The following is a 19,104-nucleotide window of genomic DNA, read 5'->3' as shown; positions in this document are numbered from 1 at the left end:
GTCGCTGGAGCGGCGCGAGCTGGTCTGCAGCGTGGTGGGGCTCACCATCAAGGCGGCCCTGGCCATCGTGGCCGGGGTGAGCCTGGTGAGGCTGGCCATGGCCTACCAGGAGCGGATGGAGCGCCAGGGAGAGCTCTCGGCCGTGCTGCAGATCGAGAAGGCCAAGCTCACCAAGGCCCGCGAGCGCTTTGACCAGCTGTTCACCACTGAAGGGGAGCAGCGCCTGCTGCGCGAACAGAGCCAGTGGATCGCCCCCGATCGCCTGCGGGTGGTGTGGAAGCAGGCCCCGTTTCCTTCTGTTGAGCAGGCCGGATCGGGCCCGAGCAAACCCTGACCCTGTCCTTAGGTTGGGCGCCAGTTCCTCTCCCCTTCCATGGCTGCTGCCCAGACCCCAGGAACGGTCCTGATCACCGGCACCACCTCGGGAGTCGGTCTCAACGCCGCCAAAGCTCTGCTCGATCGGGGCTGGACGGTGGTGACCGCCAACCGCGACCCGATCCGGGCAGCGGCGGCGGCCGAGTCGCTGGGACTGCCCTCCGACCGCCTCCACCATCTGCGCATTGACCTCGGCGATCTCGACAGCGTGCGCGCCGGCGTCGAGACGCTGGTGTCTTCCCTGGGCCTGCCCCTCGACGCCCTGGTGATCAACGCGGCGGTGTACAAGCCGCGGCTGAAGCAACCGGAGCGCTCTCCCCAGGGCTACGAACTCTCGATGGCCACCAACCATCTGGGCCACTTTCTGTTGATTCAGCTGCTGCTGAGCGAACTGCAGCGCTCCAGCCATCCCTCCCGGCGGGTGGTGATTCTGGGCACCGTGACGGCCAATTCCAAGGAGCTGGGCGGCAAGATTCCGATCCCCGCTCCCGCCGACCTGGGCGACCTCTCAGGCTTCGCCGCCGGCTTCAAGAGCCCGATCGCCATGGCCAGCGGCAAGGCCTTCAAGCCTGGCAAGGCCTACAAGGACAGCAAGCTCTGCAACATGATCACCACCCAGGAGCTGCATCGCCGTCTCCATGCCGACACCGGCATCGTGTTCAGCTCTCTCTATCCAGGCTGCGTCGCCGACACGCCGCTGTTCCGCAACACGCCCAGGCTGTTTCAGAAGATCTTCCCCTGGTTCCAGAAAAAGATCACCGGTGGCTACGTCACCCAGGCCCTGGCCGGGGAACGGGTGGCTCAGGTGGTGGCCGATCCCGACTTCGCCCTATCGGGCGTCCACTGGAGCTGGGGGAACCGGCAGAAGAGCGGCGGCAAGCAGTTCAGCCAGGAACTCTCCGACAAGGCCAGCAACCCCGACACCGCCCGCAAGACCTGGGAGTACTCCCTGAAGCTGGTGGCCCTCGATCCAGAGGCCCCGAGCTCAGAGCCAGACCCGTTACCTGAGGGCAGCGCCGCCTCCGTCAGCGCCTGAGACGGGGTTGCCGTCAGAGGGGTTGTGGTCAGAGGGCTTGTGGTCAGAGGCGTCGCCGGAAACCGTCGTTGAAGCTGGCGGGGGGCGACTCCAGGCGGCTGAGCTTCCACACATTGCGCTCAACCGGCGCGCCCGCAGGCCGCCCCGCTCCACCACGGCAGATCCGGGGCGGGCGCCCAGCAGGGCACTCACTTCAGCGGTGCTGAGCGGGGCACCGGTCTGCAGGGCCAGGTTCACCATCTCCAGGCGCTGGCGCAGGCTGATCAGATCCGCCGTGCCGCCGTCTTCGGGCTCATTCCAGGCCCAGGCGATCTCCTCACCGGCAGCGGCCATCTTCTGCATCAAGCCGAGGCCGATCAGGGCGAGGGCCTGCTCGGGCTTCACTCCCTGGGCTGAAGCGGCAGCGATCCAGTCGGGGAGCGTGCTGCCAGCGGAGGAGTCGGGCATCGGATCGGCCTGGGCCGGCCTCGATGTGGCGGAACTGGCGGCACTGCGCTTGGTGGCCATGGCGGATGGTTCAGCTTGTGCGGACGGTATCGGCTTCCCGCCGGGGGGCAAGGGCCACCCCGACGCCCGCTGCCGCAGCGACAGGTAAAGTCCCCCAAGACCAGGAAACCTCGGGACAGCGTTCGAGCCGAACGGTTGCCTGTGCCATGTTCGGTCCCGCTCTCGCCTGCCGCCCCGCCGACCGAGGTTGTCCGCCGCCCCATGCCCCCGAGCCCGCGCACTCCAGATGATCGGGCCTCAAGGCAGCGTCGTTCCCTGCGCCAGGCCCCGGCCCGGAGTGAGGGTGCCGGGCCGCTGATCACCGGCACCGTGGTGCGCCCGGACTCCGACGGCGCCAGCTGTGTGATCACCACCGACAGCGAGGGCTCGAGGCTGGCCCGCCTGGACAGCCAGGTGCAGTCGATCGAGCTGCGCACCTACGTGTTCCTCGACTCCCTGCAGCCCCAGCTGGCGGCCTACATGGGCACCGTGAGCCAGGGCTTCCTGCCCATCCCGGGCGACGCCTGCCTCTGGTTGGAGGTATCCCCTGGCATGGCCGTGCACCGGGTCACCGACATCGCCCTGAAGGCCAGCACGGTGCGGCTGGGCCAGATGATCGTGGAGCGGGCTTTCGGCTCCCTGGCGCTCTACCACCGCGACCAGAGCAATGTGCTGCACTCCGGCGATGTGGTGCTGGAGGCGATCGGCAACACCGTGGAGCAGCGCAGCCGCTGCGAGGTGAGCTGGACGGAGATCATCCGCGCCATCACCCCCGACCATGCCGTGCTGATCAACCGTCAGAACCGGCGCGGCTCGATGATCCAGGCCGGCATGAGCATGTTCATCCTGGAAACGGAGCCGGCCGGCTATGTGCTGATCGCCGCCAATGAGGCCGAGAAGGCCTCCAACATCACCGTGGTGGACGTGAAGGCGGTGGGTGCCTTCGGGCGTCTCACCCTGGCCGGCCGCGAAGGTGACGTGGAGGAGGCCGCCGCCGCCGCCATGCACGCCATCCACCACATCAACACCACCGCCAAGGGTTCAGCCCGCGGCCGGGGCTGAGCCCCGCCCACTCAGCTGAGGCCCATCAGGGCGATCAGCCCGGGGGCCAACTGGCGAGCCGCCTTGCCGCGACTGCCCAGGCGACGGCGCAGATGCTCCCCCATGCGGGCGTAGCTGCTGGCGGCCTCGCGCACGAAGAAGATCGGTGCATAGCCCGGCCCCTCGCCATCGGCCCTGGTCAGCACCTGGCCATGGCAGAGGCCCTCGGCCTCCAGCACGGTCTTACCGGCGGGATTGGCCAGGGCCATGGCCGTGCAGAAGCGCGCTGCCCGGTAGGGCGTATCGCCGAGCTCCCGCAACAGGCGCGCCACCCGCTCGGGGTCGCTGGGGGCGTAGCGGGCGGAATAGAGGCCCGGAGCTCCTGCGAGGGCATCCACCTCCAGACCCGAGTCGTCGCCCAGAGCCCAGCTGCCGGTGCGCCGAGCCGCGGCCTCGGCTTTCAGGCGGGCGTTCTCGGCGTAGGTCTGCCCCGTCTCTTCCACCTCCAGGTCGCGGGGCTGGGGCGAGACCAGCACGTTGAGGGGCTCAAGCATGGCGGCAATTTCCGCCAGCTTGTGCGGATTGCCGCTGGCGATCACCAGGGAGGGCAAGAAGGGTTGATGCCGCGGAGGCCAGTGTTGCAGCAGGCCCGCAGCATCCGCCCTGCAGGCCCACTCTTGGCAGGGTCGTGGAGCGTTGGCGTCAGGGGGTGAGCGAAAGGGGTGGGACCGGATGGCTTGAACATTCCACCCCTGGCAAACCCAGAAGGATTCCGGCCCCCGCTCACGCTAGGCATAAGTGCTGAATGTTCAGGCTTTCGGCTGTGATGCCGGATCGGGCAGGCCGGGCCCCACACGCCGGTGGGCCGCTGGAACAGGGCGGAGCGAAAGCCCCAAACAGCAGGCCATGACTGGGCCGGCAAGCAGAAGCTAACGAAATGTATGCGATCAATCAGAGTCGCTTATCAGTAATGACCCAAACGGTGATCACCCAACCAGGGCCTTTTGCTTGACGGAGGGTTTGGCGGCGGACCATGGTTGCGAGCGAACATTCCACCCCCTCCATAAGGAGCAGGTAATGGCTAACGAAACCATGGGCATCGCCCTCGGCATGATTGAAACCCGCGGTCTGGTGCCCGCCATTGAAGCGGCTGATGCCATGACCAAGGCCGCCGAAGTGCGTCTCATCGCCCGCGAGTTCGTCGGCGGCGGCTACGTGACCGTGATGGTGCGCGGCGAGACCGGCGCTGTCAACGCTGCTGTGCGCGCCGGGGCTGACGCCTGTGAGCGCGTGGGCGACGGCCTGGTGGCCGCCCACATCATTGCTCGCCCCCACCGCGAAGTGGAGCCTGCCCTGAGCGGCAGCGCCGGTTTCGTGGGTTCCAAGGACTGAGGCCCTGAGCGCCTGAGGCGTTCTTTCGTCATTCCCTTAACCGACCCAACCGGAGAATCTCCATGAGCAAGAAGTACGAGTCAGGCGTTAAGGAGTACCGCGACACGTATTGGACTCCTGATTACGTCCCCCTCGACACCGACCTGCTGGCCTGCTTCAAGTGCACCGGCCAGGAAGGTGTTCCCAAGGAAGAGGTGGCTGCCGCCGTGGCCGCTGAATCCTCCACCGGCACCTGGTCAGCGGTGTGGTCTGAGCTCCTCACCGACCTCGACTTCTACAAAGGCCGCTGCTACCGCATCGAAGACGTGCCCGGCGACAAGGAGGCCTTCTACGCCTTCATCGCCTACCCCCTCGACCTGTTCGAAGAAGGGTCCGTCACCAACGTGCTGACCTCCCTGGTCGGCAACGTGTTCGGCTTCAAGGCCCTGCGCCACCTGCGCCTGGAGGACATCCGCTTCCCCCTGGCCTTCATCAAGACCTGCATGGGTCCGCCGAACGGCATCCAGGTCGAGCGCGACCGGATGAACAAGTACGGCCGTCCTCTGCTGGGTTGCACGATCAAGCCGAAACTCGGCCTGAGCGGCAAGAACTACGGCCGGGTGGTGTACGAATGTCTGCGTGGTGGTCTCGACTTCACCAAGGACGACGAGAACATCAACTCCCAGCCGTTCCAGCGCTGGCAGAACCGCTTCGAGTTCGTGGCCGAGGCCGTGCAACTCGCCCAGGAAGAAACCGGCGAGAAGAAGGGGCACTACCTCAACTGCACCGCCGCAACTCCTGAGGAGATGTATGAGCGGGCCGAGTTCGCCAAGGAACTCGGGCAACCGATCGTGATGCACGACTACATCACCGGTGGCTTCACGGCCAACACCGGCCTGGCGAAGTGGTGCCGCAGGAACGGCATGCTGCTTCACATCCACCGAGCCATGCACGCGGTGATCGACCGTCACCCCAAGCACGGCATCCACTTCCGGGTGCTGGCCAAGTGCCTGCGTCTCTCCGGTGGTGACCAGCTCCACACCGGCACCGTGGTGGGCAAGCTCGAGGGCGATCGCCAGACCACCCTCGGCTTCATCGATCAGCTGCGCGAGTCGTTCGTGCCCGAAGACCGCAGCCGCGGCAACTTCTTCGACCAGGACTGGGCCTCCATGCCCGGCGTGTTCGCCGTCGCCTCAGGCGGTATCCACGTGTGGCACATGCCGGCCCTGGTGGCCATCTTCGGCGACGACTCCGTGCTCCAGTTCGGTGGTGGCACCCACGGTCACCCCTGGGGTTCGGCCGCTGGCGCCGCGGCAACCGGGTCGCCCTCGAAGCCTGCGTCAAAGCACGCAACGCCGGTCGGGAAATCGAGAAGGAAAGCCGCGACATCCTCATGGAGGCCGCCAAGCACAGCCCCGAGCTGGCCATCGCTCTCGAAACCTGGAAGGAGATCAAGTTCGAGTTCGACACCGTCGACAAGCTCGACGTCAACTGATCACCCCATGACGGCAGGAGCCGGTGGGTTCACCCCCCTGCTCCTCCGGTGATCCAGAACCGCATCCATTCATCCCATCCGCAACAGGATCCCCATGCCCTTCAAGAGCACCGTGGGTGACTATCAAACAGTCGCCACCCTGGAGACCTTCGGCTTCCTCCCGCCGATGACCCAGGACGAGATCTACGACCAGATCGCCTACATCATTGCCCAGGGTTGGAGCCCCCTGATCGAGCACGTTCACCCCAGCCGCTCCATGGTCACCTACTGGTCGTACTGGAAGCTGCCCTTCTTCGGCGAGAAGGATCTGGGCGTGATCGTCAGCGAGCTCGAGGCCTGCCACCGGGCCTACCCCGACCACCACGTGCGTCTTGTGGGCTACGACGCCTACATCCAGAGCCAGGGCTCCTGCTTCGTGGTGTTCGAAGGCCGCTGATTGCAGCTGCCTTTGACAGACCCCAGACGGTTGCAGCACCACCTGCAACCGTCGCCTCTTTCCGTCGGCGGCGCCGGCGGCTGAAGATTCAGGCCCCGAAGGCCTATTCACAGCGATCTCAACACGACGGGCGGACATGGCCAGCACATCCAGTCGGGAAGCAGCACTCGAGCGCCGCCGGGCCCTCACCACGGGCGGCAAGAAGGCTGCCGGGAGATTCATCTCCAGCCCGAGTCGGGTGCGCACCGTCGAGGACCTGCGGCAGGCCCGCTCGATCGAGACCGCAGCCCCGGTGGCGCCAGAGCGTCAGAGCGCTGCCAGCCCCAGAGCTGCTGCCAGCCGTCCGAGTCTTTCCCTCAGTGCCCCTGAGGCCCCACGCAGCAACCCCGGCAGAAGGGTTCTCAACCACAGCCGCGAGCTGGCGCTGGCCCGCCGCCAGGCCCTCACCCAGAAGGGCAAGCGGGCCAGCACGTCCCGCGATCGCACCCGAACGGACCTGGGGCTGACGGTGAGCCGAGGCACCAGCGCCTCCAGCGGCAGCGCCCCCGAGGCCAGTCCCATCGCTGCGGCCAGCGCCACCAGCAGCGCTCCCAGCAGCCGTTCCTCCCTCAATCTCAGCCTGTCGAGCTCACGCCTCGGCTCCGGCAGCGGCGGATCCGCCGAGCGCCGCACCATGAAGCGCGCCCAGGCCCAGCACAACCCCAGCCGGGCCCTCGTGCTGGCCAGACGGGAGGCCCTCTCCAAGCGCGGCAAGTCCGCCAACGCCCCCACCAGCAGCACCGCTGCCACCCTGGCCCGCCAGGGCAATCCAGACATCAGCACCCGCGAACTGGCCCAGAAGGTGCGCGAACTCAAGGCCAAGGTGGGCAGTGCCGGCTCCTGCCGCAGCGGTGGCACCCGCCCCTGCGGCCCCAACCGCCATGGCGCCCAGCAGGCCGCCACGGCCGATGCCCACTGGAAGGTGGGCATGAGTGAAACCACCTCCGGCCAGGTGGTGACCGGCACCCAGGCCAACCGCTCGCCCAAGACCACGGGCAACGAGGCCGCCACCTGCCGTGCCATCACCGGCACGGAGTATCTGGGGGCCGAGGTGTTCCAGACGTTCTGTCAGAGCGACGCTCCCAGCCGTCAACCGGCCAAGGTGCGCCTAACGGACACCAGCCACGGCAATCGGGTCACCGGCAACGAGGTGGGCCGCTCTGAAAAGGTCACCGGCGATGAACCTGGCACCTGCAAGCTGGTCACCGGCACCGAGTACGTGTCGGCCAACCAGATGGCCTCCTACTGCGGCACAAGCCAAGCCAGCCCCCGCAAGGTGGGCAAGAGCCAGACCCTCGGCGGTCAACCCGTTTCTGGGGTGATGGTGGGCCGCTCCGAGCGGGTCACCGGCGATGAACCCGGCTCCGGCCTGCAGCTCACGGGTGACCAGTACCTCGGTGCCGAGCCGCCGGCTCCGGGTCGGGCCCCCACCAAGGTGGACTCGCTTCACACCCTGCGGGGCACCAACGTGACCGGCACCCACGTGGGCCGGGGCCAGCGGGTCACCGGCGATGAACCCGGCAGCTGCCGCCTGGTCACCGGCGATGAATACGTGGGCAGCCAGCAATACGCCGCCTTCTGCGGCTCGGTTCCTGAACCTGAAGCCCCCAAGGTGGGTTTCAGCGTGACCAACCGCGCTCAGGTGGTGAGCGGCACCCGCACCGGCCGCAGCGACAAGGTCACCGGCGATGAACCCGGAACCTGCAAGTCGGTGACCGGCACCCCCTACGCCGGCCTGGAGCAGGCCTCCGACTACTGCGCAACGCCCGCCGTGCGCGAGATCCGTCAACGCACCCCGGTGCGCGGCTCCAGCCGCATGAGTGGGATCCAGCCCGGCATCGGCGGCGTGATGACCGGCGCCGAGCGAGGCGCCTGTGAACCCATCACCGGCACCCCCTACGTGGGGGGTGACCAGCTGGCGGCAGCCTGTGGTGCCGCCAGTGGCCAGGATGCCGACTACCCCCAGCCCCTCGAAACAGCCCCCTGGCAACGGTTCAGCGTTCAGTCACCGGCCCGCGCCGCCCAGACGGCGCGCCAGCAGGCCGGCGGTGTCACCGGCAACGCCTACGAACAGGGAGGCCGCATCACCGGCCCTTTTGACCTGGCCGCCGGACAGGTCACCGGCACCGAACAGTTTCGCTTTGATCGCAAGGGCCCCCAGCTCTCCCGCGGGCCGATCCAGGTCTCGCCGGCCCCTGTGAGCGTGGACCAGGACGTGCGCCCCACCTCCAGGGTCACCGGTGAAGGCATCTCCGCAGGCCTCAAGATCACTGGCGACGACTGGGATCGGGGCGAGCATGTGACGGGAACGGAAGGCCGTTCCGCCCGCCGCCGCAACCCCACCCGCGTGGGCCCGATGAGCGCCATGCCCGGTGCCCAGCCCAAGCGCAACGACGCGGTGCCCGAACCGGTGAGCCTGGTGACCGGCTCCAGCGGCAACACCCAGGCCGGATCCCTGATCACGGTTTCCGGTGGGGCCCGCGGCTGATTCGCCCATGCCCCGCCGATCCTTCCGCCCCAGCCAAGCGTCGCTCGCCCCCACGGCCCAGCGCCGCCGCCCGGGATCCAGCCGCGATCCGGAGATCCTCCCTGCTGACAGCGGCGCCCAGCCTGCGGTTCCCCTGCGGGGCACCCGGGCCAGGGCCGCCATGCAGGCCGCCCGGCCTTCAGCAACGCCGAGCGGCGCCAGCCGGGCGCAGCGGACCCGCCTCTCCGGTGCAAAGGCCACCAGCCTCGGCCGGTCCGGAACGCGCACAGCAGCCTTCAGCAGTTCCTTCCCCAGCCGGGCCGTGGCCAGCGCCGGGCGCGGCTCCAGCACCCATCCGCTCACCGATCCGGGCGCCAACCGGGCGCTGCAGGCCTACGACGAGGGAGTGAAGCAGGCCTTCGACCGCATCGTGCCGGTGCTCAAGCAGCTGTCAGGTCTGCAGCACGAGGACGACTTCGTGGACCAGGCCCAGGCGATCGCCCAGGACCAGCTGGGCTATGCCCTGCCCCTGCCGATCCTGGAAACCGCCTGGGTGAGCCAGCTCGACATGCGCACCCTGTTTGCCTGGTGTGTGTTCGAGACCTACGAGCAGACCAGCGCCGCCTTTTTCAACCGGGATCCCCTTGGCGGCCAGGCCGGCAGTGAGGCCTCCCAGGCCTTCAATGCCTTCCTGCTGGAGTGTGGCTTCCACCTGCTCGACATCACCCCCTGTGCCGACGGACGCCTGGCCCACGCCATCGCCTATGGCCTGAGGCTGCCGTTCAGTTCTGTGCGACGCCGGCCCCACGCCGGTGCCCTGTTCGATGTGGAGAACACGGTGAACCGCTGGGTGAAGACCGAGCACCTCCGCTATCGGGAGGGGATCCCCAATCCAGCCCATGCCGATACCCGCTACCTGAAGGTGGCGATGTATCACTTCAGTTCCAGGGATCCAAGCCATGAGGGCTGCGCCGCCCATGGCAGCGACGACAGCCTGGCGGCCTCCTGCGGGCTGCTGCGGCTGCAGGACTTCCAGCAGGCGGTGGAGAACAGCTTCTGCTGCGGGGCCTCGGTGGATCTGCTGCTGCTGGGCATCGACACCGACACCGATGCCATCCGGGTGCATGTACCGGGCATGGATGGCAGCACCAACCTGGAGCGCTGGCTGGATGCCCAGGACGTCTATGCCGCCACCGCCGACCTGAACCCAGAGCAGGCCCGCCAACAGGTGCAGCAGATGGTGCGGCAGGCCGCGGCCTCCGCCCCTGACCCCGGCATGGTGAGCCTCGTGGCCCGCCTTCTGGAGCACAACATCTCCCAGATCGACTACGTGCGCCAGTTCCATGGCGGCGCCTACGACGACGCCAGCCATGCGGAGCGCTTCATCGGCGTGGGGATCGGCTTCAAGGAAATCCATCTGCGCAACCTCACCTACTTCGCCTACATGGACACCGTGGAAGAGGGCGCCGCAGACCTGGATGTGGGCGTGAAGATCTTCCGGGGGCTGAATGTGTCCCGGGGCCTGCCGGTGCCCGTGGTGGTGCGCTTCGACTACCACGGCCAGGTGCCCGGTGCCCGGGAGCGGGCCGTGCGCCATTGCCAGCGGGTGCAGGCCGCCATCGAGAGCCGCTACGCCGAGCTCTTCCAGCAGGGCCTGCTGCACGCCCTGCTCACCATCCGCGACCAGGATCGCCACATTCCCGCCGAAATCGTGGCCTCCACCATCGTGTTCGCCGCCACGGGAGGTCATTGAGATGCTGATCTGCAAGGTGCTCAAACCCCTGGTCTCCACCAACCGCATTCCCGGTTTCGAGCACAAGCTGCTGCAGGTGGTGCTGGATGGCAGCACCAAGAAAGTGGCGGTGGACGCCGTGGGCTGCATCCCCGGTGACTGGGTGATCTGTGTGGGCAGTTCGGCGGCCCGAGAAGCCGCCGGCAGCAAGTCGTATCCCAGCGATCTCACGATCGTGGGGATCATCGACCACTGGGATCCCGACGCCCCCAAACCGGCGGCCCCACCGCCCAGCTCGGAACCGGGAGCAGGCACCTGATGGAAATCATGCAGGTGACCGGCTCCCTCGTCTGCAGCCAGCGGGTCAGTGGCATGGGCCATTGGAACCTGAGGGTGCTGCGCAACGTCAAAGGCAAGCTCTCGGTGGCCGTCGATCCCGTCGGCGCCTCCGTCGGCAACTGGGTGTTCACCTCCAGCGGCTCCGCCGCCCGTTTCGCCTGTGGTATCCCCGATGCCCAGATCGATCTGACCATCTCCGGAATCATTGATTTCTGGGAACCCGATGGCTAGCTGACGCCCCGACGGCTGCTGCTTCCCGCGGCGGCCGCTGTGCCGATCTCACCCTGTTCCCGTCCCCCCGCGCCCCGCCATGGCCACACCGACCACCCGATCGACCGGCAAATCCGCCGCCTCAGAGGCGCCGGTGACGCCAGCAGCGCCAGCGCCAGGCCAGCGCCGGCAGCGACGACGCCCACCAGCCAGGCGGCGACGCCACCCCCCACCTCCCAGAAGCCCGCCTCTCTGAAGTCCAGCTCCACCAAGCCCAGCCCGGCTGCCGCGGCCACCACCACGGCCCGTTCCGCAGCCAGCACCACCAGCCGGTCCAGGGCTCTGCCCCCCGCCTCCAGCACCAGCCAGCGCTCCAGCAGCAGCCGCCGCTCCGGGGGCTCCAGTGGCACCCGGCCCCCCGCCTCTTCGTCCTCCTCCGCAACCTCCCCCATGGCTCCCACCGTTAACGGCATCGCCCTCGGCATGATCGAAACCCGCGGTCTGGTGCCTGCGATCGAGGCGGCTGACGCCATGACCAAGGCCGCTGAGGTCACCATGGTGGCCCGCGAATTCGTGGGCGGTGGCTACGTCACCGTGATGGTGCGGGGGGAAACCGGCGCCGTGAACGCCGCGGTGCGGGCCGGTGCCGACGCCTGCGAGCGCGTGGGTGACGGCCTCGTGGCTGCCCACATCATTGCCCGCCCCCACACCGAAGTGGAGCCCGCTCTGCAGAGCACTGAGACCGTTCGCCGCCTGTGATGCCGATGGACGCCGCCCATCCGCGCGTCCTGGGCTATCTGGGTCGCGCCCTGAGCCTCGAGCTCACCGCCGTGCAGCAATACATGACCCAGGCCTCCCTGCTGGAGATCTGGGGCAATGCCGAGGCCGCCAAACGCTTCCGCGAGGAAACCGTGGAAGAACTCCGCCATGCCGAAAAGCTGGTGCAGCGGATGCTCAGCCTCGGCGTGGCTCCGGCCGCTTCCCAGTTGCAGCCGGTGGCCCACGCCCCCGATCTGCCTGGGTTGCTGCGCCACAACAGCGCCATGGAGGCCGAACTCATCAATCATTACGCCGAGGCCGTGCGCTTCTGTGTTCAGATCGGAGACGGAGAGAATGAAGCCTGCTTCCGTGAACTGTGGCGCGACGAGCAATCCCATGGGGAGGAGCTGGCCATCTGGCTGCGTCAGCTGGGCGGGCAGCCAGGCCCGGGCCTCGAGCGCGCGACCTTCTGAGCCAGCAGCGGCGTGGCAGCCGCCGCCCTGAGCTCAGCTGGCTCCAGGCCGCCTGAAGGGCCAGCCAGTGACAGATCCCGTGCCCCTCCTGCCCCTGCCCCTCCAGCTGGCCTGGCTGATCCCGCTGTACGGGTTCAGCGGCATGCTGCTCTCGCTGCCCTGGGCCTGCGGCTGGCTACCGCGCCAGGGTCCGCGGCCGGCGGCCTACCTCAACCTGCTGGTCACCCTGCTGGCCGTGGTCCACGGCGCTCTGGCGGCCTGGCAAGTGAGCCGCCACGGCCCGGCCCACCTGGCCATCCCCTGGTTTTCCGCCGCCGACCTCAGCCTCAGCCTGGGCTTCGACCTCTCGCCCACCAACCTGGCCGCCCTGGCGCTGGTGACTCTGCTGAGCCTGCTGGCCCAGGTGTTTGCCCTTGGCTACCTCGACAAGGAGTGGTCGCTGGCGCGCTTCTACGCCCTGGTGGGCTTCTTCGAAGGCGCCCTCTGTGGGGTGGTGCTGAGCAGCAACCTGTTCATGAGCTATTTCCTGCTGGAGATGCTCACCCTCTCCACCTACCTGCTGGTGGGGTTCTGGTATGCCCAGCCGCTGGTGGTCACGGCGGCCCGCGATGCCTTCCTCACCAAGCGGGTGGGTGATGTGCTGCTGCTGATGGGCGTGGTGGCCCTCTCGGCCTGGGCCGGCTCGTTGGAGTTCACCGATCTCTACAGCTGGGCCGCAGCCGCCCACGCCGACGGCAGCCTCACCCCCCTGGCCGGCACCCTGCTGGGCCTGGGGCTGATCGCCGGACCGATGGGCAAGTGTGCCCAGTTCCCGATGCACCTGTGGCTCGATGAGGCCATGGAGGGCCCCAACCCGGCCTCGATCCTGCGCAACTCAGCCGTGGTCACCGCCGGAGCCCTGGTGCTGCTCAAGCTGATGCCGCTGCTGCTGCTCTCTCCGGTGGCCACGGACGTGCTGCTGGCGGTGGGCACGATCAGCGCCCTGGGCGGAGCGCTCGTGGCCCTGGCCCAGGTGGACCTGAAGCGGGCCTGCTCCTACGGCACCACCTCCTATGTGGGGCTGGTGTTCATTGCCATCGCCCTGCAGCAGCCCGGTATCGCCGTGCTGCTGCTGTTCTCCCACGCCCTGGCCAAGGCGCTGCTGTTCATGGGTGTGGGCAGCGTGATCGCCGCCACCAACTGCCAGGACCTCACCGAGCTGGGCGGCATCGGCAGCCGCATGCCCGCCACCGCCACGGCCTTTGTGGTGGGGAGCGCCGGCCTGGTGGGGCTGCTGCCCCTGGGCTGCTTCTGGTGCTTCGGCCTGGGCGTGGAGGCTCTGCTGGCCGGTGCCCCCGCCTTCGCCGCGGTGCTGCTGATCACCAATGCCCTCACGGCCGTGAACCTCTGCCGGGTGTTCCGCAGCGTGTTTCTGGGTGCCGTGAGGCCCAAGACCCGCCGCACGCCGGAGGTGATCTGGCTGATGGCCCTGCCGATGGTGAGCCTCAGCGTGCTGGTGCTGCTCACCCCCCTGCTGCTGGCCCGGCTGGATCCGGTGCCTGGCCTGGCCTCCTTCGCCTGGCCCATCGGCCTGGCGGTGGCAGGCAGCGGGCTGCTGGGGGTGGGGATCGGCGTCTGGCTGCCCCTCGATGCAGTGCGCAGCCGCTCCAGCCCCCTGGCCCTGCGCGGTCTGCAGGACCTGCTGGCCTTCGACTTCTACAGCGAGGCGGCCTACCGCAGCACGCTGGTGGCCCTGGTGGCGGCCCTGGCCCGCCTCAGCGACGGGCTGGATCGACGCCTGGTGAACGGCGTGGTGAACGGCTTCGGTCGGCTCTCGCTGCAGAGTGCCGAGGGTCTGAAGCTGGGGGTGAGCGGGCAGCTGCAGTCGTACCTGCTCACCGCCGTGGTGGCGATCGTGACGCTGACCGCCTGCCTGGCCTGGCTCGGCGGAGGCGGCCCATGAGCGAGCTGCCCCTGCTCTCGTTGCTGTTGCTGCTGCCCCTGGCCGGCGGCCTGGGCCTGCTGGCCTGGCCGAGGCAGGCCACTGCCGCCCGGCTGCGCCAGGCCTGCATCGCCCTGCTCAGCCTGCAGCTGGGCCTCAGCCTCGCCGTGCTGCTGGCCTTCGACCCCGGCCAGAGCGGCCTGCAGCTGCAGGAGGTGCACGCCTGGCTGCCGGGGCTGGGCCTCGACTACCGGCTCGGGGTGGATGGCCTGTCGCTGCCGCTGGTGCTGATGAACGCCGGCCTCAGCCTGGTGGCCGTGGTCTGCAGCCGCGACCTGAGCCGACGACCGCGCCTCTACTTCGCCCTGCTGCTGCTGATCAGCGGGGCCGTGAACGGGGCCTTCCTGGCCGACAACCTGCTGCTGTTCCTGCTCTTCTACGAGCTCGAACTGATCCCCCTGTGGCTGTTGATCTCCATCTGGGGGGGCGCCGGGCGGGCCTACGCGGCCACCAAGTTCCTGATCTTCACGGCCCTCTCAGGAATGCTGATCCTGGCGGCCTTTCTGGGCCTGGCCCTGCTCAGCGGAACGGTGAACTTCAGCCCCACCGCCGTGACGACCGAGCAGCTGGGACTGGGTAGCCAGATCGTGCTGTTGCTGGCACTGCTGGTGGGCTTCGGCATCAAGATGCCGCTGGTGCCCTTCCACACCTGGCTGCCGGATGCCCACACCCAGGCCTCCACGCCGGTGTCGGTGCTGCTGGCCGGCGTGCTGCTGAAGCTGGGCACCTACGGCCTGCTGCGCTTCGGCATGGGGCTGTTCCCTGAGGCCTGGACCGTGCTGGCGCCGGGGTTGGCGGTGTGGGCGGCGATCTCGGTGGTGTTCGGATCACTGGCGGCGATCGCCCAGCAGGACATGAAGCGGATGGTGGCCTACAGCTCCGTGGGGCACATGGGTTACATCCTGCTGGCGGCGGCGGCGGCGTCGCCGGTGAGCCTGCTGGGCACCGAGTTCCAGATGGTGAGCCATGGCCTGATTTCGGCCCTGCTGTTCCTGCTGGTGGGGATCGTGTACCGCAAGACGGGCAGCCGCGATCTCGCGGTGCTGAAGGGTCTGCTCAACCCCCAGCGGGGTCTGGCGCTCACCGGCTCACTGATGATCCTGGCCGTGATGGCCAGCGCGGGCATGCCTGGCATGGCGGGCTTCATCGCCGAATTCCTGGTGTTCCGGGGCAGCCTCGGCCCCTACCCGCTGGCCACCCTCTGCTGCATGGTGGGCTCAGGGCTCACGGCGGTGTACTTCCTGCTGCTGGTGAACCGGGCCTTCTTCGGCCGCCTGGCCATCACGGCCGCCGAGGATCCGCTGCAGTCGAGCCGGCTCGACATCCAGCTGCCCGCCGTGGCGGCGCGCGAGACGGTGCCGGCCATCGCCCTTGCCATCGGCGTGGTGCTGCTGGGCCTGGCGCCCGGCGGCCTCGGGCACCTGAGTGAAGCCACCACCACCGCCATGGCGGCGCTGGCGGGGCAGCTGGCCTCCGGGGGCAGCGGCTGATGCCTGTGATCCCGGCCGATCTCACCGTGCAGGGCGGCAGGCTCACAGCGACTGAGCTGGGCCAGCGGCTGCTCAGCGGCCAGACCCTGGTGGCCGACTCGGCGGAGCAGCGGCTGCAGGTGGTGGGGGTGCTGGAGAGCTATGGCGCCGTGCTGGATGCCTACAGCACCAACCTGATCTTTCAGGCCGAGCGCCAGTTTCTCAATCCCTTCCCCCTGCTCAAGTATCTGGATGGGGATCCGAGCCCGGCGCGGATCTGGCGCAACCTCCGGCACGACCGCATCAATTACGAGTACGCCGAGTACTGCATGAAGACCATGCTCTGGCACGGCACGGGCGGGCTGGATGGGTATCTCGACTCAACCGACTTCGCCGCCGGCTGCGCCGGCATCATCGCCGCCAAGCTCCGGCGTGATCCCCTGCTGGCCCTGCTCCATCCGCTGTTCCCGGGTTTCCTGCCGGAGCAGATCCGCGCCGCCGCCACCACCCATGCCCTCGGCCAGTTCTGGCGGGTGATGAGCGATCTGTTCCTGGCCCTGGCGGTCGAGGAACGCGAGGGCCGGATCGGCACGATGGCCGCTGTGGTGGATTACATCCGGCAGGGGCTGGTGCAGGCAGCTGCCGCTCCGATCACCTACGCCGTGGAGCTGGGCGGCCAGCGGCACTGGGTGTTGCCCCCCGAGGCAGGCCTCAGCTTTCTGATGGATGTGGCGGTGCCCTACGTGGAGGCGGTGTTCCTGCGCGGCACGCCATTCTTCGGCACGGTGAGCTTCAACGCCCAGGCCCAGCAGATCGCTCCCGACCAGGCCCGTTTCGCCTACGGCGCCCTCTACGCCGATCCCCTGCCCACCATGGGGGCCGGCATCCCGCCCAGCCTGCTGATGCACGACATGGCGCGCCATCTGCCCGAGACCCTGCACAGCTGGTACGACCAGCACGGCCGCGGCGAGGGCGACATCCACGTGAACATCTGCCGCAGCTTCCAGAAGGCGATGTTCTGCGTCACCGAGGCCGCCATCCAGGGCACCATGCCCCACGGGCTGGCCTGCAGCGAGGCCAGCCAGCAGGCCGCCAACCAGGCCTATGCCAGCGCCTGGGCCGAGCGCCTCGCCGTGGCTCGCACCGACTGCCTGACGGAGAGTCACTGGGTGCGCCCCAACCCAGCGCTGGCCTAGGGTCTGACCATGGAGCAGACCTGGACTCCCCGGCCCAAGCCCGACCGCGCCGAGCGCCTGGAGCGGCGCATCGAGTTCGGCGACTACGGGGCCACCCGCGCCTTCCTCGAGCAGCTCAACGATCTCTCAGAGCAGCTGGGGCGCTATCCGGACATCAGCTTCGGGCGAACCTATGTGAACCTCACCCTGCGGCCTGAGCCTGAGCAGCAGCTGATCGGGCCTGAGGACGAGGCCTTCGCCGCCGCCATCGATGCTCTCTGCCCCGCCGCCCCCCCAGCTGACGGCGGCCCGTGACGGATCTGGGCCTGGCGGTGGACCTGAGGGCGGCCTACGAGGGGGCCGGCGTGCAGGAGGTGCTCGATGAACTCGACCGTGAGCTGATCGGCCTGCGGCCGGTGAAGGCGCGCATCCGCGAAATCGCCGCCCTGCTGGTGGTGAACCGGGCCCGCCAGCAGGTGGGCCTGGAAACGGCGCCGCCCTCGCTGCACATGTCCTTCACCGGTCGGCCGGGCACCGGCAAGACCACCGTAGCCGAGCGGATGAGCAAGATCCTGCACGGGCTGGGCTATGTGCGCAAGGGCCATGTGATCACCGCCACCCGCGATGATCTGGTGGGGCAGTACATCGGCCACACCGCTCCCAAGACCAGGGAGATGCTCAAGAAAGCCATGGGGGGCGTGCTGTTCATCGATGAGGCGTACTACCTCTACCGCCCCGAAAACGAACGCGATTACGGCGCTGAGGCGATCGAGATCCTGCTGCAGGTGATGGAGAACCAGCGCGATGATCTGGTGGTGATCTTCGCGGGTTACAAGGATCGGATGGACATCTTCTACCAATCCAACCCCGGCCTTTCATCGCGGGTGGCCAATCACATCGACTTCCCCGACTACAGCGCCGAGGAGCTGCTGGCGATCGCCCAGCTGATTCTCGCGGCCGAGAACTACCGCTTCAGCGATGAGGCCCGTTCCGCCTTCGCCGACTACATCCAGCGGCGCATGAAGTTGCCCTTTTTCGCCAATGCCCGCTCGATCCGCAACGCCATCGATCGCGCCCGCATGCGCCAGGCCAACCGGCTGTTCAGCCGCATGGGCAGCGCCCTCACCAAGCTGGATCTGATGACCCTGGAGGCCGAGGACATCACCGCCTCCAGGGTGTTCCAGGGGGAAGTGGAAGGTCTGGATCCCGCCCGTCCCCTCACCTGAGGGAGAAGACGGAGTGGGGGGCAGGCTCAGTTCGGGAAGAGTTCGATACGGGGAGCTGCCGGCCGGCGCCCTTCATCCCCCTCCAGACGGGTGCCGCACGTGATCTCCCCATCACTGCCGGTGGTGCAGTTTTCCGGCACCACCTTTGACCCCGCCGCTGGCGGAGCGCCCTGCCGCTGCCAGATCTGGGTCTGGGCCAGGGCGGGGCCGGCGACCAGGCTGCCACCGAGAGCAGCGGCCAGGGCGGCCGCCAGGCTGGCGGCTGCTGGGAGGCGGAGCTGGGGAGTGGTGCGGGTGGAAGAGCGACGTTGCTTCATGCCGGACATGGGGCAACAGCAAGGAATCTCTCGACCTTACCCGGCCCCATGAGGATCTCCGGGCGGAAGGCACAGAGAGCGGCCAGCCTCGCGGTGTCAGCAGACAACAGCCCACCTCCAGATCGCGATCTACGCTCGATGGCGAACACGTTCAGCCCTGCAGTGCAGGATTCCTTCGCAGTGATCCAGTCGTCCAGCAAGCAGCGTCTGCAGTCTCTGGTCGGCGGCTCAGCCGCCGCCCTCACCCTCGCGCTGACCTCCGCCACCACGGCGCAGGCCGAAACCTGCAGCTTCCTGCAACCCATCGGTGGCGACGGCCAGACCCCCGTGGTGTCCAAGACCGTGAGCCGCGCCAAGCTGCTGGGCCGCACAAACTGGAACACTGATTTCATCGTGGATCGTCCCTACCAGAAGTACAAGTTCTTCTTCACGGCCAACTCCTCGGATGCCAACGCCGAATATCCGGTGGAGGGCTACATGAAGTTCACGGATGGCACCAGCCTGCAGGTGATCAACGCCAGCATGACTCCCCCTGTCGGCACTGGTAAGGAGTTCGGACCGTTTGCCGCGGTGCCCGGCAAGCAGGCCAGCCAGATGAATTTCAAGGTGGGTGCCAGCAACGACCCCGGGGCCCTGGGCTTCAGCTACCGCATCTCGGTGCAGGGCTGCAACTGAGG

At 68.2% G+C, this 19,104-nt stretch carries 21 protein-coding genes and 1 pseudogene; 18 read left to right on the top strand and 4 right to left on the bottom strand.

Annotation, left to right across the window (positions count from 1 at the left end; all coding sequences use genetic code 11):
* Nucleotides 1–31: 31 nt before the first annotated feature.
* Both IQ220_RS07380 and IQ220_RS07375 read left to right on the top strand, forming a co-directional pair.
* Nucleotides 32–334: a hypothetical protein gene (locus IQ220_RS07380; RefSeq protein WP_228008973.1), complete on the top strand. Its 303-nt coding sequence runs from the start codon at nt 32–34 to the stop codon at nt 332–334.
* 39 nt (nt 335–373) lie between these two features.
* Nucleotides 374–1,411, top strand: a complete 1,038-nt coding sequence (locus tag IQ220_RS07375; RefSeq protein WP_193914045.1) for a protochlorophyllide reductase — start codon at nt 374–376, stop codon at nt 1,409–1,411.
* Here IQ220_RS07375 and IQ220_RS07370 read toward each other — a convergent pair.
* Nucleotides 1,376–1,918: a hypothetical protein gene (locus tag IQ220_RS07370; protein ID WP_370566375.1), complete on the bottom strand. Its 543-nt coding sequence runs from the start codon at nt 1,916–1,918 to the stop codon at nt 1,376–1,378. The genes IQ220_RS07375 and IQ220_RS07370 overlap by 36 nt on opposite strands.
* 294 nt (nt 1,919–2,212) lie before the next feature.
* Between IQ220_RS07370 and IQ220_RS07365 the strand changes: the two genes are divergently transcribed.
* The gene (locus IQ220_RS07365; RefSeq protein ID WP_186700500.1) at nt 2,213–2,959 is read left to right on the top strand and encodes a BMC domain-containing protein; all 747 of its coding nucleotides are present in this window, start codon (nt 2,213–2,215) and stop codon (nt 2,957–2,959) included.
* 11 nt (nt 2,960–2,970) lie between these two features.
* Here the strand turns inward: IQ220_RS07365 and IQ220_RS07360 are convergent, their stop codons facing one another.
* Entirely contained in the window at nt 2,971–3,549 is a 579-nt protein-coding gene (locus tag IQ220_RS07360) for a non-canonical purine NTP pyrophosphatase (RefSeq protein WP_193914043.1), read from the bottom strand.
* Nucleotides 3,550–4,015: 466 nt separating this feature from the next.
* Between IQ220_RS07360 and IQ220_RS07355 the strand changes: the two genes are divergently transcribed.
* The 7 genes and pseudogenes from IQ220_RS07355 to IQ220_RS07325 all read left to right on the top strand — a co-directional run bounded on the left by IQ220_RS07355 (nt 4,016) and on the right by IQ220_RS07325 (nt 11,048).
* The gene (locus IQ220_RS07355; protein ID WP_006909739.1) at nt 4,016–4,330 is read left to right on the top strand and encodes a BMC domain-containing protein; all 315 of its coding nucleotides are present in this window, start codon (nt 4,016–4,018) and stop codon (nt 4,328–4,330) included.
* A 62-nt stretch (nt 4,331–4,392) separates the two neighbouring features.
* Nucleotides 4,393–5,804: pseudogene (locus IQ220_RS07350) on the top strand (form I ribulose bisphosphate carboxylase large subunit).
* A gap of 94 nt (nt 5,805–5,898) precedes the next feature.
* Nucleotides 5,899–6,240, top strand: coding sequence for a ribulose bisphosphate carboxylase small subunit (locus IQ220_RS07345; RefSeq protein ID WP_193815429.1), 342 nt, complete (start codon nt 5,899–5,901; stop codon nt 6,238–6,240).
* 136 nt (nt 6,241–6,376) lie between these two features.
* A complete protein-coding gene (locus IQ220_RS07340) occupies nt 6,377–8,767 on the top strand; it encodes a CsoS2 family carboxysome shell protein (RefSeq protein ID WP_193914041.1) in 2,391 nt (796 codons plus the stop codon).
* Nucleotides 8,768–8,774: 7 nt separating this feature from the next.
* The gene (locus IQ220_RS07335; protein ID WP_193914039.1) at nt 8,775–10,499 is read left to right on the top strand and encodes a carboxysome shell carbonic anhydrase; all 1,725 of its coding nucleotides are present in this window, start codon (nt 8,775–8,777) and stop codon (nt 10,497–10,499) included.
* Nucleotide 10,500: 1 nt separating this feature from the next.
* Nucleotides 10,501–10,797 (top strand): carboxysome peptide A, encoded by a 297-nt coding sequence (locus tag IQ220_RS07330; protein ID WP_186696633.1) that lies wholly within the window; start codon nt 10,501–10,503, stop codon nt 10,795–10,797.
* Nucleotides 10,797–11,048, top strand: coding sequence for a carboxysome peptide B (locus IQ220_RS07325; protein ID WP_193815878.1), 252 nt, complete (start codon nt 10,797–10,799; stop codon nt 11,046–11,048). Before IQ220_RS07330 ends, IQ220_RS07325 begins: the two co-directional genes overlap by 1 nt.
* On the opposite strand, the gene IQ220_RS16515 is transcribed toward IQ220_RS07325, so the two are convergent.
* Nucleotides 11,045–11,479: a hypothetical protein gene (locus IQ220_RS16515; protein WP_193914037.1), complete on the bottom strand. Its 435-nt coding sequence runs from the start codon at nt 11,477–11,479 to the stop codon at nt 11,045–11,047. The two genes, IQ220_RS07325 and IQ220_RS16515, sit on opposite strands and share 4 nt — an antisense overlap.
* Here IQ220_RS16515 and IQ220_RS16510 point away from each other — a divergent pair.
* The 7 genes from IQ220_RS16510 to cbbX all read left to right on the top strand — a co-directional run bounded on the left by IQ220_RS16510 (nt 11,478) and on the right by cbbX (nt 18,110).
* The gene (locus IQ220_RS16510; RefSeq protein WP_193815484.1) at nt 11,478–11,786 is read left to right on the top strand and encodes a BMC domain-containing protein; all 309 of its coding nucleotides are present in this window, start codon (nt 11,478–11,480) and stop codon (nt 11,784–11,786) included. The genes IQ220_RS16515 and IQ220_RS16510 overlap by 2 nt on opposite strands.
* A 5-nt stretch (nt 11,787–11,791) precedes the next feature.
* Complete coding sequence (locus tag IQ220_RS07310; RefSeq protein ID WP_186700502.1) at nt 11,792–12,259, top strand: ferritin-like domain-containing protein; 468 nt, start codon at nt 11,792–11,794, stop codon at nt 12,257–12,259.
* A gap of 79 nt (nt 12,260–12,338) precedes the next feature.
* Entirely contained in the window at nt 12,339–14,201 is a 1,863-nt protein-coding gene (locus tag IQ220_RS07305) for an NAD(P)H-quinone oxidoreductase subunit F (RefSeq protein WP_193914035.1), read from the top strand.
* Nucleotides 14,198–15,730, top strand: a complete 1,533-nt coding sequence (locus IQ220_RS07300; protein ID WP_193914033.1) for an NADH-quinone oxidoreductase subunit M — start codon at nt 14,198–14,200, stop codon at nt 15,728–15,730. Before IQ220_RS07305 ends, IQ220_RS07300 begins: the two co-directional genes overlap by 4 nt.
* Nucleotides 15,730–16,905 carry a CO2 hydration protein gene (locus tag IQ220_RS07295; protein WP_193914030.1) on the top strand — a complete coding sequence of 392 codons (1,176 nt, stop codon included), beginning with the start codon at nt 15,730–15,732 and terminating at the stop codon, nt 16,903–16,905. Before IQ220_RS07300 ends, IQ220_RS07295 begins: the two co-directional genes overlap by 1 nt.
* A 9-nt stretch (nt 16,906–16,914) precedes the next feature.
* The gene (locus tag IQ220_RS07290; protein WP_193914028.1) at nt 16,915–17,199 is read left to right on the top strand and encodes a 4a-hydroxytetrahydrobiopterin dehydratase; all 285 of its coding nucleotides are present in this window, start codon (nt 16,915–16,917) and stop codon (nt 17,197–17,199) included.
* A gap of 5 nt (nt 17,200–17,204) precedes the next feature.
* Nucleotides 17,205–18,110, top strand: a complete 906-nt coding sequence (gene cbbX, locus IQ220_RS07285; protein WP_193815939.1) for a CbbX protein — start codon at nt 17,205–17,207, stop codon at nt 18,108–18,110.
* A 26-nt stretch (nt 18,111–18,136) separates the two neighbouring features.
* On the opposite strand, the gene IQ220_RS07280 is transcribed toward cbbX, so the two are convergent.
* A complete protein-coding gene (locus tag IQ220_RS07280) occupies nt 18,137–18,427 on the bottom strand; it encodes a hypothetical protein (RefSeq protein WP_225875578.1) in 291 nt (96 codons plus the stop codon).
* A gap of 138 nt (nt 18,428–18,565) precedes the next feature.
* On the opposite strand from IQ220_RS07280, the gene IQ220_RS07275 reads away from it, so the two are divergent.
* Nucleotides 18,566–19,102, top strand: a complete 537-nt coding sequence (locus IQ220_RS07275) for a hypothetical protein (RefSeq protein WP_228008972.1) — start codon at nt 18,566–18,568, stop codon at nt 19,100–19,102.
* The last annotated feature ends 2 nt before the right edge of the window (nt 19,103–19,104 follow it).

This window comes from Cyanobium sp. LEGE 06113 (assembly GCF_015207615.1).
The sequence above is the reverse complement of the archived record's forward strand: the minus strand, read 5'-3'. Positions and strand labels throughout refer to the sequence as shown.

What these genes read in the sequence shown, in the direction of transcription:
- IQ220_RS07280 (WP_225875578.1), bottom strand. Translation starts at nt 18,427, where the DNA reads ATGAAGCAACGTCGCTCTTCCACCCGCACCACTCCCCAGCTCCGCCTC.
- IQ220_RS07275 (WP_228008972.1), top strand. Translation starts at nt 18,566, where the DNA reads ATGGCGAACACGTTCAGCCCTGCAGTGCAGGATTCCTTCGCAGTGATC.
- IQ220_RS07295 (WP_193914030.1), top strand. Translation starts at nt 15,730, where the DNA reads ATGCCTGTGATCCCGGCCGATCTCACCGTGCAGGGCGGCAGGCTCACA.
- IQ220_RS07310 (WP_186700502.1), top strand. Translation starts at nt 11,792, where the DNA reads ATGGACGCCGCCCATCCGCGCGTCCTGGGCTATCTGGGTCGCGCCCTG.
- IQ220_RS07355 (WP_006909739.1), top strand. Translation starts at nt 4,016, where the DNA reads ATGGCTAACGAAACCATGGGCATCGCCCTCGGCATGATTGAAACCCGC.
- IQ220_RS07335 (WP_193914039.1), top strand. Translation starts at nt 8,775, where the DNA reads ATGCCCCGCCGATCCTTCCGCCCCAGCCAAGCGTCGCTCGCCCCCACG.
- IQ220_RS07345 (WP_193815429.1), top strand. Translation starts at nt 5,899, where the DNA reads ATGCCCTTCAAGAGCACCGTGGGTGACTATCAAACAGTCGCCACCCTG.
- IQ220_RS16515 (WP_193914037.1), bottom strand. Translation starts at nt 11,479, where the DNA reads ATGGGGGAGGTTGCGGAGGAGGACGAAGAGGCGGGGGGCCGGGTGCCA.
- IQ220_RS07340 (WP_193914041.1), top strand. Translation starts at nt 6,377, where the DNA reads ATGGCCAGCACATCCAGTCGGGAAGCAGCACTCGAGCGCCGCCGGGCC.
- IQ220_RS07330 (WP_186696633.1), top strand. Translation starts at nt 10,501, where the DNA reads ATGCTGATCTGCAAGGTGCTCAAACCCCTGGTCTCCACCAACCGCATT.
- IQ220_RS07375 (WP_193914045.1), top strand. Translation starts at nt 374, where the DNA reads ATGGCTGCTGCCCAGACCCCAGGAACGGTCCTGATCACCGGCACCACC.
- IQ220_RS07325 (WP_193815878.1), top strand. Translation starts at nt 10,797, where the DNA reads ATGGAAATCATGCAGGTGACCGGCTCCCTCGTCTGCAGCCAGCGGGTC.
- IQ220_RS07370 (WP_370566375.1), bottom strand. Translation starts at nt 1,918, where the DNA reads ATGGCCACCAAGCGCAGTGCCGCCAGTTCCGCCACATCGAGGCCGGCC.
- IQ220_RS07290 (WP_193914028.1), top strand. Translation starts at nt 16,915, where the DNA reads ATGGAGCAGACCTGGACTCCCCGGCCCAAGCCCGACCGCGCCGAGCGC.
- IQ220_RS16510 (WP_193815484.1), top strand. Translation starts at nt 11,478, where the DNA reads ATGGCTCCCACCGTTAACGGCATCGCCCTCGGCATGATCGAAACCCGC.
- IQ220_RS07300 (WP_193914033.1), top strand. Translation starts at nt 14,198, where the DNA reads ATGAGCGAGCTGCCCCTGCTCTCGTTGCTGTTGCTGCTGCCCCTGGCC.